The sequence below is a fragment of the Vescimonas sanitatis genome (assembly GCF_049060325.1).
GTDB lineage: Bacteria > Bacillota > Clostridia > Oscillospirales > Oscillospiraceae > Vescimonas > Vescimonas sanitatis.
Genome location: NZ_JBMGPW010000002.1, coordinates 120187 through 135188, shown reverse-complemented (window position 1 = coordinate 135188; position 15002 = coordinate 120187). Strand labels below are relative to the sequence as shown.

The following is a 15002-nucleotide window of genomic DNA, read 5'->3' as shown; positions in this document are numbered from 1 at the left end:
GCGCAGCGGAGCAAATGCGGACAGTAAAACCGAAAATTTTTTCAAAAAACGCGTTTCCCTATGGAAAAAGGACGCCGGGGCGTCCTTTTCGGGTAAGACTGTTCATACATATACAGAAGGCGATGCCGGCTACACCATGACGAACATATTATAATGCTTCATCAGGCGGATATCCTCCTTGGATATCTTCAGCTCCTGGACCAGCGCCTTGTCGATGGAAAGCGGTGTTTTGCTGAGAAGGCGCTTGGCGGCGGAGGGCATCAGCGGTCGGCAGGAGATGCCATAGGTCAGCACCCACTTCCGGTCGTCGTCCATATAGGGCTGGGGAATGCCGATCTGGTATTTGTCCATGGGCATATCGTCATTCTGGAACAGCATGGCGCTGAACGCCTCGTAGTGGGTCAGGGTGCCGTGGTAGGTGCTCTCACAGACCCGGTAGTGGGCCAGGTCCTTGATGTTCATGTACATGAGCACCTCGGCCGTGCTGCTCTCCTCCGTGGGGAATATATCGATCACGGTGCACTGGGCGCGGTTGACCCGGCCGTCGAAGAAGTACATATATAATTGGGAGACCTCCCGGAAAAAGGCGGGCACCTCCGCGTTGTACTCCTGGTCAATATCCGGTGTATTGCGGTACAGCAGATCATAGATGCTGACCTTCAGGGCGTTGGCGATGTCGTAAAGCGTGGCAATATCCACGGAGATCTGTCCGTTCTCGTACTTGGAGATGGCCGAACGGGTCTTGTAGATGGCCTGAGCCAGCTCGTCCATCGACATACCCCGGCTTTTGCGGGCGTAGCGGATGCGGCTGCCGACTTCTCTTGTGATATTCTCTCTTGCAGTGTCCATAGGTGATTTCCTCAAAATCAATTCAGGCTCATTTTTTCACTGGTTTTTAACGATTATAGCAAAATACGTCAAATATGTCAACAAACGTTCCGCTCAGGAAACATAATTTGCACAAATTGTTCCGCAGGGGGAACAGGCGGCAAATTGCCACCCGGTCCATTTTCCGTTATAATGGCAACTAAGGTAAACCTTACGTACGCAAAACTGTACAAAATCACAATAATACTACGTTGAAATTGGAGAGGTGTACAAAATGAAGGTCAAAGCTGATACGTTGTTTTATGGCGGCAAGATCTACACGATGGAAGCGCCGGGCGTCTGCAAGGAAGCAGTGGTGCTGAAGGACGGCAAATTTGCCTATGTGGGCACAAAGGAAGAGGCGCTGGAGCACTTTGACTGCGCAAAGTGCATTAATCTGCAGGGCAAAACTGTGCTTCCCGGCATGGGCGACTCCCACCTGCACTTCTTCGCTTTCTGCCAGACTTATACCACGGTGGACCTGGGTGGCGCCACCTCCCGCGCCGAGGCGCTGCAGCTGCTGCGTGACCGCGCGGCAGAGACACCCAAGGGCGAGTGGATCAAGGGCTCCAACTTTGACCAGTCCAAGTGGAAGGACTGCGAGGACCGGCTGCCCACCCGTCTGGACCTGGACGAGGCCAGCACCGATCACCCCATCGTCATCAAGCGTGTGTGCCTGCACACGGCGGTAGCCAACACCATGGCGCTGGAGAAGGCCAACATTACCAACGGCTACGTGTACGGCCCCGGCGGCCTGGTGGAGCTGGACGCTGACGGCAATCCCAACGGCATTTTCCGTGAGCAGGCCTCCAAGATCTACGACAATCTGATCCCCGACCCGTTCCTGGTGCCCGCCACCCGTGAGAAGTGCATGAAGAAGGGTCTGGCGCTGGCTTCCAGCCTGGGCGTGACCATGATGCACACCTACGCCGCGGAGATCTGGCACTATGACGAGGACTTCGCCGACTATGTGGCCCGCAGCGACCGCGGCGAGCTGCCGGTGCGTATGGCCGTGTGCCTGGACTATATGTTCGACCCGGAAAACCTGACACCCGAGCAGCGGAATGATCCCTATCGTGCCGCACGGATGGGCAGCTTCAAGAGCTTCTCTGATGGCTCCCTGGGCTCCCGTTCCGCCAAGCTGTACACCGACTACGCGGACGATCCCGGCAACACCGGCATTCTGGTCATCAGCCCCGAGGATCTGGCCAAGAGAATGTACAAGGCATACCGCCACGGCTTGCAGCCCGCCACCCACTGCATCGGTGACAAGGCGCTGGAGGTCACTCTGGACGCGGTGGAGTACTGCCTTGAGCAGGGGCTGAAGGACGGCATGACGCCGGAGGAGCAGGCCAAGCGTCTCCCCTTCCGCATCATCCACGCCCAGATGGCCACGCCGGAGCTGATCGAGCGCATGAAGAAGCTGCCGATCGTGCTGGATATCCAGCCCACGTTCCTGATGACCGACCTGCACTGGATCGAGGAGCGCGTAGGCAAGGAACGCGCCGTGCTGAGTTATCCCTGGAAGACGTATCTGGACGCGGGACTGATCATGGCCGGCGGCTCCGACGCACCGGTGGAGAGCTTCAATCCCTGGATCGGCATCTATGCCACCGTGACCCGTCAGGATATGGACGGCTATCCCGTGGGCGGCTATCACCCCAACGAGAAGGTATCCGTGTATGACGCGGTGTGTATGTACAGCAAGAACGTGGCCTACGCCAACGGCGATCAGGACCTGATGGGAACCATCGAGGCCGGCAAGTTCGCCGACATGGTGGTCATCGACCGCGACATCTTCCACATTCCTGAAAACGACATCAAGGACATCCAGGTGCTGAACACCTATATGGCCGGCATCGAGAGATATCACCGCGACTGATACGCGCAGCATAACAAAGGAGCTAAGACATGAAATTAAATTCTTTTGACAAGGTCAAGCAGTTGACGGAAGAGATGGTCGCCATCCCCAGCATCAACAAGGAGCCGGGCGGCGAGAGCGCCGTGGCCCGCTATATACAGGACTTCTATATGTCCCTGCCCTACTTCCAGGCACATCCCGAGCAGGTCAAGTGCTTCCAGACCAAGAACGACTTTGTGGTGCGGCACAGCACGCTGGCCTATGTGAAGGGCACCAAGGGCAATTCCAACCGCACGGTCATCCTCATCGGCCACATCGACACCGTGGGCGTGGACGATTTCGGCACCATCCGCGAGTACGCTTTCCGCTGCGAGGAGCTGCCCGCCAAGCTGCGCGAGACGTTCGTGCTGCCCCAGGAGGTCATTGACGATATCGAGTCCGGCGAGTATCTGTTCGGCCGCGGCGCGCTGGATATGAAGTCCGGTGTGGCAGGCCATATGTACCTGATCCAGTACTTCTCTGAGCATCCCGAGGAGCTGGACGGCAACCTGCTGGCTATCGGCGAGTGCGACGAGGAGGACAACTCCAAGGGCATCATCACCGCCCTGGACCTGCTGGAGGAGCTGAAGGAGAAAGAGCACTTCGAGTATGTGGCGTGCATCAACGCGGACTACTCCACCAACTACGCTCCCGGCGACGAGAACCGCTACATCTACTACGGCAGCATCGGCAAGCTGCTGCCCTGCTTCGCCGTGTTCGGCAAGGAGGCCCATGTGGGGCAGGCCTTCAGCGCGCTGGACCCCAACCTGGTGCTGGCCAACATCACGCGGAAGATGTCCCTGAACACTGACTTGTGCGACATCGCCCAGGGTGAGGTCGCCATTCCGCCCATCTCCCTGAAGCAGATGGACACCAAGGGCCCCTACACCGTGCAGACGGCGCTGACGGCCTTCGGTTACTACAACTTCTTCACCCACGGCTGGAGTCCTTCCATCGTGCTGGAAAAGAGCAAGCAGATGGCTGTGGAGGCCTTTGACGAGACGGTGGAGTACCTAAATGCCCAGTACAAGCGCTTCTGCGAGCTGAGCAAGGTGGACTTCCATCAGCTGCCCTGGAAGACCCGTGTCTACACCTGGAACGAGTTCTATAACGAGCTGGCCGCCGTGCACGGCGAGGCCTTCAAGAAAGCCATTCACGAGTTCACCGTGAAGCTGCATGAGGACGATCCTGAGCTGGATCTGCGGCTGTTCGGCCTGCGTGTGGTGCAGGAGGCATGGAAGTGGTCTGAGGACAAGTCCCCCGCCGTGGTGGTGTTCTTCGGCTCCATCTTCAGTGCCCGTATCGAGATGACCGGCCGCACGGCCAAGGAAAAGGCTCTGCTGGACGCGGTGGAGAGCGCCATCGAGGTGGTGCGGCCCGAGGCCCAGCGCCAGATCAAGACCCGTATGTTCTACCCCTACATCTCCGACTCCAGCTTTATGGCCGTGTGCGACGACACCCTGGCTATCCAGGCGCTGGAGACGAACATGCCCCAGTACGGCGTGAAATACACGCACCCGGTGGATAAGATCCGTCAGATCGACGTCCCCGTTGTCAATATCGGTACCTTCGGCCGCGACGGACATATGCTCACCGAGCGCGTGGATATGCGGCAGACGTTCCAAAATGTTCCCAACATCACCTATGAAGCGGTGAAGCATCTGCTGAGCTGAGTTATCCCCCCTACGCTGAGAGACCCTGTCAAAACGCACAAAACGCACCAAGCACAAAACGCAAAACGCACAAGCGCAAACACAGAGAAAATCACCTATTGTTTCGCGTGAAAGGAGAAAAGTATGGTTATACTGCAAGCTATTCAAGATTTTGGTAACTGGTTCTGGGGCATTCCCATTTTGATCCTCATCGGCGGCGGCGGTCTGTTCCTGACCATCTATCTGGGCTTCCCCCAGATCCGCCACTTCGGCTACGCCATGAGCCAGACCTTCGGCAAGATGTTCGCCAAGAAGGAAGAGGGCAAGGTCCGTCCCATCTCCGCCGCATTCGCGGCCCTGGCCTGCGCCGTCGGCGCTTCCAACATCGTCGGCGTGCCCGTGGCTATCGCCCTGGGCGGCCCCGGCGCTGTGTTCTGGATCTGGATCCTGGCTATCCTCGGCATGTGCACCAAGTACTGCGAGGTCGCGATGGGCATCAAGTACCGTCGTAAGAACGACGTGGGCGAGTGGGTCGGTGGCCCCGCCTACTACCTGCGCGGTCTGGGCAAGAAGATCGGCGTCGTGTTCGGCGTCGGCTACGCCTTCTTCTTCATGATCGAGCTGGTCCCCTCCCTGGCCTCTCAGGGCGTTTCCGCTGCTGAGCAGTTCAACGTCTTCGGCGCAAACCAGACCGTCACCGGCATCATCATCGCCGTTCTGGTGGGCGTTATCCTGGCCGGCGGCTTCAAGCGCGTGTCCAGCGTCACCGACATCCTGGTGCCCGTGATGGCCTGCCTGTACGTGCTGGGCGCTCTGATCATCATCTTCGCCAACGTGGGCGAGATCCCCGCTGTTTTCGGCATGATCTTCCAGGATGCCTTCACCGGCCGCGCCGCTGTGGGCGGCTTCGCCGGCGCCACCATCATGGCTGCTATCCGTTGGGGCGCTGCCCGCGGCGTGTACTCCAATGAGGCGGGCGTAGGCTCCACCATCGCCGGTCACTGCACCGCCGATACGGATCACCCCATCCGTCAGGCCCAGTTCGGTATCTTTGAAGTCTTCATGGATACCATCGTTATCTGCACCATCACCGCCCTGGCTGTTCTGGCCTCCGGCGTGTGGACCCAGGAGGGTCTGAGCTCCGGCCAGCTGGCCCTGGCTGCTTTCCAGTCCGTGTTCGGCAGCTTCGGTGCTATCTTCGTCGCCATTACGGTGTTCCTGTTCGTGTTCTCCACGATCATTTCCGCCGGCTTCTTCGGCCAGATCCAGGCTGAGATCCTGTTCGGCCGTAAGTTCTCCAAGATCTGGGTGTTTATGTATCCCCTGTTCATCGGCATCGCCTGCGCGTTCTCCAACGTGACCACCATGTACATGATCACCGACGGCTTCATGGCTATTATCGTCATTCTGAACATGATCGGCCTGCTGCTGATGTGCAAGCAGGTGAAGGACCTGCAGAAGGAGTACTACAACACTCCCGGTATGTACTACCTGGCTGACAAGGCCGCCAAGGAAGCCAAGAAGGCTGCCAAGTAACGGCTGACACAGCATAACACAGTGATAACGTAATTCCCCTGTACTGACATTCCCCGCGTTTTGTGCGTTTACCCCCCCTGGACCTCTCAGCGAAGGGTGCTGGTCCCCTCCAGCGCCGGGGCCCGGTCCGACCTTGTGCCGGGCCGGGCTTCCGGTATTTCAGGGGGCCTGTCCCACCCCACGATAAAAGGGAACGACCGCCGAATGGGCGGTCGTTCCCTTTTGTGCGGCGGGTGCTTGTTTAACCAAAGGTGCCTTTTTATACACATCACTATCCGGCGGATCGCACCGTTATTCCTCTGCGGGCAGCGTCACGGTAAATGTGGAGCCATTTCCAAGGCGGGAGAACACCGTCACCCTCCCGCCGCACAGCGTTACCACCCGGCGGACAATGGAGAGGCCCAGGCCGTTGCCCCGGTCATCCGGGTATGGCGCAGCCCGGTAGAACCTGTCGAAAATGTGCCGCTGTGTCTCCTCGTCCATACCGATACCCGTATCGGAGACAGACACGGTGACCTCTCCCTCACCCCGCCGCAGCACCACGGTGATCTGCCCGCCGGCGGGCGTGAACCGGATAGCGTTGGAAAGCAGGTTAGACCAGATGTGCTCCACCAGCTCCTCATTGCCGTAATAGTCCACCGGATCCAGGTCTCCCTCCACGGTCAGGCTCTTTTTCAGCCACTCCCTCTCCTGCTGGCGCACACACCGGCGGAGCTGTTCATCCAGGCTGTACAGCGTCTTGTCGGACACGATCTCGGTGTTTTCGTACCGGGCCAGCTCCAGAACGTGGGTGCTCATGGCAGCCAGCCGTTCGGACTGCTGCACCACGGTGTCTGTATAGGTCCGCCGCTGCTCCGGTGTCAGGTCGTCGTTTTGCAGCAGCTTGGCAAATCCCCGGATGGAGATAAGCGGCGTTTTGAACTCGTGGGAAAAGGTATTCACAAAGTCCATTCGCAGCAGCGCCACGCTGGACAGTTCCTCCGCCATTTTATTAAAGCTGCGGATATATTCCGCCACCTCGCCCCGGGCGCCCCGCATATCCACCCGCACGGTATAATCGCCCTCCGCCACCGACTGCGTGGCCTGCATCAACCGTGACAGCGGCGCCAGATACCCACGGAAAATGAATATGGCCAGCAGTACGCCCAGGATGGCGCTGACCGAAAGGATGAGGATAGGCCACAGCAGCGTATAGCTGGCGTCCTCCAGATGCACCAGCCGCTGCACCAGTGTAAATATCCCCAACGCCATCCCCACATACACCGCCACCAGCCCCAGCACCAGCAGGAACATGGTGCCCAGCAGCCGGACAGGCGGCTTTTCTTTTTTCACCTTATTTCTGGCCATTGCCGTCCTCCCGGGGCATCCCCATATAGCCAAATCCCCGAATCGTCCGCAGCTCGAAATCCGGGTTGTCCCGGAATTTCTCTCGCAGTCGGGAGATGTAAACCTCCACAGTGTGCTCGTCCACATCACTGTCCAGATCCCATATGTCGTCGATAAGCTGCCGTTTTGTGAAAAGCGTCCGGGGGTAAGACAGCAGCTTATACAGCAGCAAAAACTCCTTAGCGGACAGCTGCCACGTACTCTGCGGAGTGATGACCTGCAGGGAGCCGCGGTCCAGCACCGTGGTGCCCACCGTCAAGCGTCGGTCTGCCCGGCTGCAATACCGCCGCAGCAGGGCCTCGATACGCCAAAGCATCTCCTCCTCGTCCACTGGCTTGACCATATAGTCATCCGTCCCCGCCCGGAACCCCCGGCGCTTGTCCTCCTGGGTCACGCGGGCCGTCACCATCAGCACCGGCAGATCGCAGTTCCCCTCCCGCAGCGTCTGGGTGAAGGTAATGCCATCCATCCGCGGCATAGTGATATCCACCACCGCCAGATCGCACTGGTAGTGTTCCATCACCTCCAGCGCCTCCACACCGTCCCGCGCAGGGCACGGCTCGTACCCGGCACGCCGCAGCACCTCGCACATCAGAAATCTGGCGTTGTCATCGTCCTCGGCCACCAAAATGCGGAACATGGCTGTCCCTCCCTTGTGTTTTTTTGGATTTTATCACACCTGTTCTCAAAAATCGAGATTTTTTGAGCTTACGTTGAGGTTTCTTCGGTATACTGCCGTTACCATAGGAAAAATAGGAGGAACACCCCATGCCCAGACCTGTCTGCATCACCTACGACAGCACCTGTGACCTGACGCCCCAGCTGCTGGAGCGCTTCCATATCCGCACCATACCCCTGACTATCCAGAGTGGCGGGCGTGTCTTCCCTGATGACGGAAACTACACCTCGGCGGAGCTGTACACCGATTACCGCCGGAACGGCACCCTGCCCAAAACAACAGCGATCAGTCCAGAGGCGTTCAAGGCATTTTTCTCCCCGCTTTTAGCGGAGGGCTATGACATCGTCCACATCGACATCAGCTCGGAGCTGTCCTGCACCTGCCAGAACGCGGTACTGGCGGCACAGGAGCTGACGGACCAGGGACAGATCCACGTGGTGGACAGCCGCCAGCTCTCCACCGGCGGCGGGCTGCTGGCACTACAGGGGGCCAAGCTACGGGACAGCGGTATGGCGGCGGCGGACATCGCCGCGGAGCTGCGCCGCCTGGCACCCTGCAGCGACACCAGCTTCGTACTGGACACGCTGGAGTTTATGTGGAAGGGCGGCCGCTGCAGCGGTGTGACGGCGCTGGGCGCCAATATGCTGAAGCTGAAGCCCTGCCTTGAAATGCGGGAGGGCAAGCTGGCAGTCTGCAAAAAGTACCGCGGCGCCATGGAAAAGGTGTACCGCCAGTATGTCGCCGAACGGCTGGCGGATAAGACAGTTGTGGCTGATCACGCTTTCATCACCCACTCCGGCGAGGTGGCGGAGACCACCCTACAGGAGCTGACGAAGCTGGTACGGGAGTTGGCACCCTTTCAGGAGGTATTCGTCACCCAGGCTGGCTGTACTGTGTCCTCACACTGCGGCCCCGGCACCCTGGGTGTGCTGTTCCTGCGGCAACCGGAGCAATAACAAGCTGCGCATCAGTTGTGCACCCATGTCCGCACCAGGTCGGGCACCCATCCGAACACACGGCGGCACTCTGCCCTGCATTCTTGTTCGGTACAGTCTGGATGCGCGGCCATATAGGCCAGCAGGTACGCCCGTACATTCTCTCGAAGGTTTTTCCGGGCAAACCGGAAATCATACTTGGGAATTGCGTCCAGCGCAAATGAGGTCAGCGGGGCGTCGCTGTAACAGGGTTTGGTCAAGTTCACACGGGTCGTGTGGCAGATGGTGTGACGGGCGTCCGCAGGGCGGAGTATGTCCTCCAGATGCTCGAAGTCCGCTTTCGTTTTGCCGGTGCTCAACAGCACGCGCGGAAGCTGCGTCTGTGTCAGAAAGTGCCCGTTGGCGAGAGTAGCCTTCAGCAGAAAGGACAGGCAGAAATCCTCCGAATTTGATAAGCAAATATCCACACCGCCGTAGCCTCGCTCATGGAAATACAGCTGTCCAAACCGGTTTTTTTGCTTGCGGCTGCGATGGGTATTGTAGTCGGGAAAATGCGTTTCGTCATAGCAATAGGCCTCTACCCATAGCGGCTCAATGGTCACGCCAAAGACCTCGATGCGGCAATCATTGATAAGCTTATCGCCCAGCATTTGCAGAATATGTACCGGTTCATCATAAGCGGCATTTTTTAAATTGCTGACCAAGGTCCACAAGTCGGCAGCGCGGTCCATACACTCAGTCCTTTCCGGGGCGTTTCAAAAAGTATATCACTTGGATGGCGTTCGTACAAGTTCCATAGGAAGAACTTTGCGTAAGGGCACACATTCGCTACGTTAGTTATGCAAAAAGCCGTGGATGCGTTTACGGTGTACCCATTTATGCCAAGTAAGATCCCCCAATCCCCTGTGCTGCAAGGGATTGGGGGATCTTCTCGTGTTGATGTGTTTTAATATGTATCGAGAAGTTTTGCGTAGATTTGGGGCGTTTGTTGGAAGGATTGTTGGAAAGTGACTTGTGTTAACCAAAACGTGACATAACAGGAAAGCCATTGCCTGAAAGCACATTTCCAGTGATTGGTACGTCTATTTCCTCCTCGAGAGCGAGTCTCGGTAATGCAAGACTACCGGCCATAAATGATACTCGTAGCTCACAACAGAAAACATATTCCATGGAAATAGGTGTTCTGTCACCACTTCCATGTCGCGCTACGCAGGTAAGAAAACAGGGAAAAAGATTGCCGACGAAGAAACGGCGCAGAAAATCATCGCCGCACTGGAAAATGAGAGCATCAAGTATGAGACATACTTCAAGCTTATCATTGCCACGGGGATGCGGCGCGGCGAGTGCTGCGCCCTGCAATGGCGGGATATCGACCGAGAGCAGCTCAATATCCACAGCCTGCGCCACACCGCTGCCAGCCTGATGATCGCGGGCGGTGCGGATATGGCAACGGTAGCGGGTATCCTCGGCCACAGCCAGCTCTCCGCCACGCTGGATATCTATACCCACGCAAGAACAAAAAAGCCGCCAGCGCAGGATCGCAAGGGATGCTTGAGATATGACGCAGGATAGCTCCGTACTGAGTATCCTTTGCCTTCCGTATGGCAGGAGTGACGGCAGTTACGGGAAAAACTGCGGGGTCACGGTAAAAAATTCAAGGAGGAACAGTACGCTTTTGGGCTTACGCCGGAAGCAAAGAAAATGATAGAAATAAACGCGCCACTGGCTAACTGCGGCAGCCAAAGTGAGTTCGTAGAGAAGGCTGTTCGGTTCTACGACGGCTACCTGAAGGTGCAGAACGCCGGTGCGTTCCTGCCCCACGCAGTGGCTGACGTGCTGAAGGGAACGCTGGGCGTGTTCGCAAACCGCATGTCCAAGCTGCTGTTCAACCTGACCGTGGAGCACAATATCACCAACCATCTGCTGGCCGCCGACGTGGATATGACACGCGAGGAATACAACGAGCTGCGCGGCGGCAGCGTCCGCGAGGTCACCAGCACACGGGGTATGCCAAGAATCTGACTTGGCACTTAACAAACCCCCTCGTTGCAAAGCGCGGCAGTCCATGTTACAATAAAAATATCTGTGTTGCAGGTAGCACACTCGGGACAACAGCAACCAAATCTTCTTCCGTGTCAGATGGACACACCCTGCACTCGGTGCTGTAGGGATATTCGCCCAAGGAGAGCCTAACTCTGATAGAGACATCTGGGCAGGAGAACCAGGACAAATTTCAATTAATTGGGAAATGTTGTAATAATCGGCCATGTTAAATCAACTATACTAATAGAGCATCCACGTTGGCATATCAGTAGGGAGGTGACATATGAAATATTCAGCCTAATTGCTTGTGTTCGTGTGTTTACAAAACAAGTAGTGAAAGCCTTGGCGGAAAATAAATGGCTTGTTTGTATTTATCCCCTTTTACTTCCGCGCGGTTTGTATTATTATAATGAGGTGCAGAAAAGAAATCCAATCCACAGTATTCTTTACACCGCAAGGCAGTCCTTTGCGGTGGGCTTAAAACTACCGCTTTATGAATGTGAGGGGAATCGACTAAAAAAGAGATCGCTAGGTCATCACGTTTCTGAAGGTAGGAAGAAACAGGTAAGGAGGTTAGCAAATGGCACACGATGGTAAATTCGCTCAATATATACGCAGAAAGCATATCCACTGGATGGTTGCTGCAGTGCTGTGTGCGCTGGTTGCATTGCTTGTGTTGCGCAGAATTCAGATACCTGCCAATGTCCCGCTGCCTCAAGTACCCGTCAGTGATCCTCAACCTAAAACGCCGTATTCCATTCCCATCGAGAATACAAAACTGTACGTTTATGTAAGCGGAGAGGGAGCCTTAGATTCTGAAGAAAGCACTACCTATCCCGAGGAAGCTGCTGTCGAATTAGCAAAATCGTTCCTCGACGACTTGATGACTCCTTCCGATGCTCGAACATTTACGATTACGGAGTACAGGGATCTCAAAGTGCGCCTACTGCCAACGACTGATATGGACAGAGAAAGCGCGGACATATACGTACTTAGACCATCTGAAATCAGTAAAGATACTTGGATTGTGGAAATAGATGTTTCCTTTCAATATGAAGGGGTCATCAGCCCCATCGGGAGTGCCGATCAGCGGTGGATTGACATCCTTTATCAAGGCAGTCCCATTGGTTTCCTACTAACACGAAACGGAACGGAGTATACAATGCGTTCTCGTTACAGTGGTGCATAATAGCAGTGCAATATTTTTCAAGTGATTTGTCCGTAACCGTCAAAACAGAGGGCGGCTGGACAGGCATGGGACAATCATGTTTCGCCAACAATGAAAGAATTTATAGCCGCACTGGAGGGGGCAAACATTACAACAAAATTGGAGAATGGGAAAATTCATTTGCGGCGAGAAGTAAAAAGGCCGTGGCCATTTAAGCCCGAAACAATTAACTATTCAATAGGTTTTGCTGGCTGGAGTCGGAGTGTAGGCGCTAAAACGGCGCGGGAAGTCCTTCAAAAGCTGAAGCTTTACGAAGAGTATCCAGACTATCAAGACTTCCTTGAGGGGAAAGAACCTATGTACCAAATGGTAGAACAGTTTGAGGTTCCACTTAGGCGATTAAAAGATGAATGAATACGCATATTGTGCATTAAAAGTAGCAAAAGCCATCTGATAGATTGCCGAACTTCCTTTCCGCTCCTTTTTCGCCCTTTCTGCGCATTTCCGCGTGTGGGTCAGGGTGTGGGTCAAAGTTGACCCGCCCCCTGACCCACGAATCAAATCCACCGAAAAGTAAAGAAAAAGTCCTGTTTTCTCTCGAAAACAGGACTTTTTGGAGCTGCTGACCAGATTTGAACTGGTGACCTCATCCTTACCAAGGATGCGCTCTACCTACTGAGCTACAGCAGCATATATGGCGACCAAGAAGGGGCTCGAACCCTCGACCTCCAGCGTGACAGGCTGGCGTTCTAACCAACTGAACTACTTGGCCATGTGCGCTTTCGTCTTGGAACTCAAGCTTGCTTATTATAGCAAGTACCGCGCAGAATGTCAACACCCATTTCCTGTTTTTCCTGCAATTTTTTCAGAGGGCGGCGGGTAATCGCCGCCCTCTGCTCTATTTACAGCTCCCGGGCCTTGAACCACTTCACGGACAGCGCCCAGCTGCCGATAAACACAGCCAGCGAGATGGCCATAGTCGCCAGCGGAGACAGCGTGGCCGGCGCGCCGGACTCCTTGGATAGGTTTACCAGCAGCGCACAGACCCCCGCCACGACCATCAGCATGACGATATACACCACGCGCCCCTTGGTGGCGCCCAGCTTGTAGGTGGTGGGCAGCATGACCGAGGGGGCGATCAGTCCCACCGGAGCCATCATCGCCAGAAACGGCATGGCCGCCGCGGTATCGTGCCGCAGCAGCACCACCGGCACCGCCAGCAGGCAGACTGCCGCCGCCGTGACAAGGCAGGTGATGTACTTGACCGTCACGATCTGCCGCCGGGTCACGGGCAGCGTATCGCAGCAGGAGAACCAGCCGCTCTTTTCATCGTCGCCGATCAGCGACGCCGGCAGCGTCCCGGCGAAGAATATGGGATACAGCATCCACACCGCGCCCCCGTTGCTGTCCGTGGACTGGTACAGGGCAAGCCCCAGAAAAATCACCAGCATCAGCAAATACGTCTTGCCGAAGTGCCACAGGCTCCGCGCCTCCTTGTAAAACAATCCCTTCATCTCACACCTCCTTTGCCATGAACACGAACAGATCCTCAATATTCACCTGTCCCAGCGCCATGCCGGCAGGCACCGCATCACGCCGCAGCAGATACTCCGTGCCGTAGGGTGTGGCGCGCTGTCCGCATACCGCCGCCGGCTCGATGCCCTCTGTGGTACCCCGCAGGATGCCGTATTCCTCCGTCAGCCGGTCCTTTTCCTCGCACAGCAGCAGACGCCCCCTGTGCAAAAATGCGATGTAGTCGCATATCTTCTCCAGATCGCTGACGATGTGGCTGGATATCAGCACGGCATGCTCCTCATCCCGGGTAAAGTCCGAGAGAATGGTCAGGATATCGTCCCGCACCACCGGGTCAAGGCCGCTGGTGGCCTCGTCCAGCAACAGAAGCTTCGGTTGATGGCTCAGCGCCGCAGCCAGCCCCAGCCGCATCCTCATGCCTCGGGAGAAGTCCTTGAAGGGCTTATCCTCCGGCAGCGCCAGCCGCCGCAGATAGTCTCTGTACACCTCCGGCTGCCATCGGGTGAAAATGCCCGCCATCATGCAGCCGATCTGCTGCGCGTTCATGTACTCCGGCAGTCCCACCTCGTCCAGCACCACGCCGATGTCCTCCCGCTCCAATGCAGTCAGCGCCCGGTTGTCCTTTCCGTAAACGGCGATGGTACCGCCATCCCGCCGCAGGCCGTTCAGTATCAGCCGTATGGCGGTGGACTTGCCCGCGCCATTCTCGCCGATCAGACCCATGATGCAGCCGGCGGGCAGCGTCAGGTCAAGCCCCTGTAAGGCAAAATCACCCCGCCGCTTCGTCAGGCCGCGTATCTCCAATGCATTCATTCTGCTTCCTCCTTCTGCAAGCGCCACATCTCGTCCAATTCATTCTCTGTCAGCCGGCAGGCGGACGCCAAACGGCGGACCTCCTGCATATGGCCCTCTATCTTCTTCAAATTCTCCTCCCGCAGCAGTTCCGTGCTGCGCTCCGCCACGAAGCACCCCTTGCCGGGCAGCGTGTAGATGAACCCCTCGCTCTCCAGCTCGTCATAGGCCCGCTTGGTGGTAATGACACTGATACGCAGATCCTTGGCCAGCGCCCGTATGCTGGGCAGCGCCTCGCCCTCGGTCACCTGTCCGGACAATATGGCATCCTTGATCTGGCTGTATATCTGGTCATAGATGGGCGCGCCGCTGCGGTTGTCGATGTATAGCTGCATAAGAGGCCTCCTTGTGCAAACTGTATATGTACAGTATACACAGTTAATTCCGATTGTCAATAGCAAATTTCTGTGGTACAATATCCGGCAGAAACGCAGTACACACAAAGGAGCCC

The 15002-nt window shown here is 56.6% G+C and carries 15 protein-coding genes and 2 tRNA genes; 8 read left to right on the top strand and 9 right to left on the bottom strand.

What is annotated here, in order from left to right:
- Positions 1-129 precede the first annotated feature (129 nt).
- Positions 130-849, bottom strand: a complete 720-nt coding sequence (locus ACOMDU_RS03530; protein WP_022135172.1) for a helix-turn-helix domain-containing protein — start codon at positions 847-849, stop codon at positions 130-132.
- Between the two features lie 253 nt (positions 850-1102).
- Here ACOMDU_RS03530 and ACOMDU_RS03525 point away from each other — a divergent pair, with 253 nt between their 5' ends.
- The 3 genes from ACOMDU_RS03525 to ACOMDU_RS03515 all read left to right on the top strand — a co-directional run bounded on the left by ACOMDU_RS03525 (position 1103) and on the right by ACOMDU_RS03515 (position 5955).
- A complete protein-coding gene (locus ACOMDU_RS03525; protein ID WP_421129065.1) occupies positions 1103-2749 on the top strand; it encodes an amidohydrolase in 1647 nt (548 codons plus the stop codon).
- Between the two features lie 29 nt (positions 2750-2778).
- Entirely contained in the window at positions 2779-4440 is a 1662-nt protein-coding gene (locus tag ACOMDU_RS03520) for a M20/M25/M40 family metallo-hydrolase (protein WP_421129064.1), read from the top strand.
- 123 nt (positions 4441-4563) lie between these two features.
- A complete protein-coding gene (locus ACOMDU_RS03515) occupies positions 4564-5955 on the top strand; it encodes an alanine/glycine:cation symporter family protein (RefSeq protein ID WP_421129063.1) in 1392 nt (463 codons plus the stop codon).
- Between the two features lie 291 nt (positions 5956-6246).
- Here ACOMDU_RS03515 and ACOMDU_RS03510 read toward each other — a convergent pair whose 3' ends face one another.
- Together ACOMDU_RS03510 and ACOMDU_RS03505 are read right to left on the bottom strand one after the other, a co-directional pair.
- Positions 6247-7302 (bottom strand): ATP-binding protein, encoded by a 1056-nt coding sequence (locus ACOMDU_RS03510; RefSeq protein ID WP_421129062.1) that lies wholly within the window; start codon positions 7300-7302, stop codon positions 6247-6249.
- A complete protein-coding gene (locus tag ACOMDU_RS03505) occupies positions 7289-7981 on the bottom strand; it encodes a response regulator transcription factor (RefSeq protein WP_421129061.1) in 693 nt (230 codons plus the stop codon). The genes ACOMDU_RS03510 and ACOMDU_RS03505 overlap by 14 nt, the downstream gene beginning before the upstream one ends.
- 128 nt (positions 7982-8109) lie before the next feature.
- Here ACOMDU_RS03505 and ACOMDU_RS03500 point away from each other — a divergent pair, with 128 nt between their 5' ends.
- Positions 8110-8976, top strand: coding sequence for a DegV family protein (locus tag ACOMDU_RS03500; protein WP_421129060.1), 867 nt, complete (start codon positions 8110-8112; stop codon positions 8974-8976).
- Between the two features lie 11 nt (positions 8977-8987).
- Here the strand turns inward: ACOMDU_RS03500 and ACOMDU_RS03495 are convergent, their stop codons facing one another.
- Positions 8988-9686 (bottom strand): hypothetical protein, encoded by a 699-nt coding sequence (locus ACOMDU_RS03495; protein WP_421129059.1) that lies wholly within the window; start codon positions 9684-9686, stop codon positions 8988-8990.
- 466 nt (positions 9687-10152) lie between these two features.
- Between ACOMDU_RS03495 and ACOMDU_RS03490 the strand changes: the two genes are divergently transcribed.
- The 4 genes from ACOMDU_RS03490 to ACOMDU_RS03475 all read left to right on the top strand — a co-directional run bounded on the left by ACOMDU_RS03490 (position 10153) and on the right by ACOMDU_RS03475 (position 12580).
- Positions 10153-10527, top strand: coding sequence for a site-specific integrase (locus tag ACOMDU_RS03490; protein WP_421129058.1), 375 nt, complete (start codon positions 10153-10155; stop codon positions 10525-10527).
- A 129-nt stretch (positions 10528-10656) separates the two neighbouring features.
- Entirely contained in the window at positions 10657-10977 is a 321-nt protein-coding gene (locus ACOMDU_RS03485) for a hypothetical protein (protein WP_421129057.1), read from the top strand.
- 601 nt (positions 10978-11578) lie between these two features.
- The gene (locus ACOMDU_RS03480) at positions 11579-12187 is read left to right on the top strand and encodes a hypothetical protein (RefSeq protein WP_421129056.1); all 609 of its coding nucleotides are present in this window, start codon (positions 11579-11581) and stop codon (positions 12185-12187) included.
- A gap of 90 nt (positions 12188-12277) precedes the next feature.
- Positions 12278-12580 (top strand): hypothetical protein, encoded by a 303-nt coding sequence (locus ACOMDU_RS03475; RefSeq protein ID WP_421129054.1) that lies wholly within the window; start codon positions 12278-12280, stop codon positions 12578-12580.
- A gap of 200 nt (positions 12581-12780) precedes the next feature.
- On the opposite strand, the gene ACOMDU_RS03470 is transcribed toward ACOMDU_RS03475, so the two are convergent.
- The 5 genes from ACOMDU_RS03470 to ACOMDU_RS03450 all read right to left on the bottom strand — a co-directional run bounded on the left by ACOMDU_RS03470 (position 12781) and on the right by ACOMDU_RS03450 (position 14886).
- Positions 12781-12856 (bottom strand) — tRNA-Thr (locus tag ACOMDU_RS03470).
- A 5-nt stretch (positions 12857-12861) separates the two neighbouring features.
- A tRNA-Asp gene (locus tag ACOMDU_RS03465) sits at positions 12862-12938 on the bottom strand.
- A 130-nt stretch (positions 12939-13068) separates the two neighbouring features.
- Positions 13069-13680 (bottom strand): ABC-2 transporter permease, encoded by a 612-nt coding sequence (locus ACOMDU_RS03460; RefSeq protein WP_421129053.1) that lies wholly within the window; start codon positions 13678-13680, stop codon positions 13069-13071.
- A gap of 1 nt (position 13681) precedes the next feature.
- Positions 13682-14512 carry an ABC transporter ATP-binding protein gene (locus ACOMDU_RS03455; protein ID WP_421129051.1) on the bottom strand — a complete coding sequence of 277 codons (831 nt, stop codon included), beginning with the start codon at positions 14510-14512 and terminating at the stop codon, positions 13682-13684.
- Positions 14509-14886, bottom strand: coding sequence for a GntR family transcriptional regulator (locus tag ACOMDU_RS03450; protein ID WP_421129049.1), 378 nt, complete (start codon positions 14884-14886; stop codon positions 14509-14511). The genes ACOMDU_RS03455 and ACOMDU_RS03450 overlap by 4 nt, the downstream gene beginning before the upstream one ends.
- Positions 14887-15002: the final 116 nt, after the last annotated feature.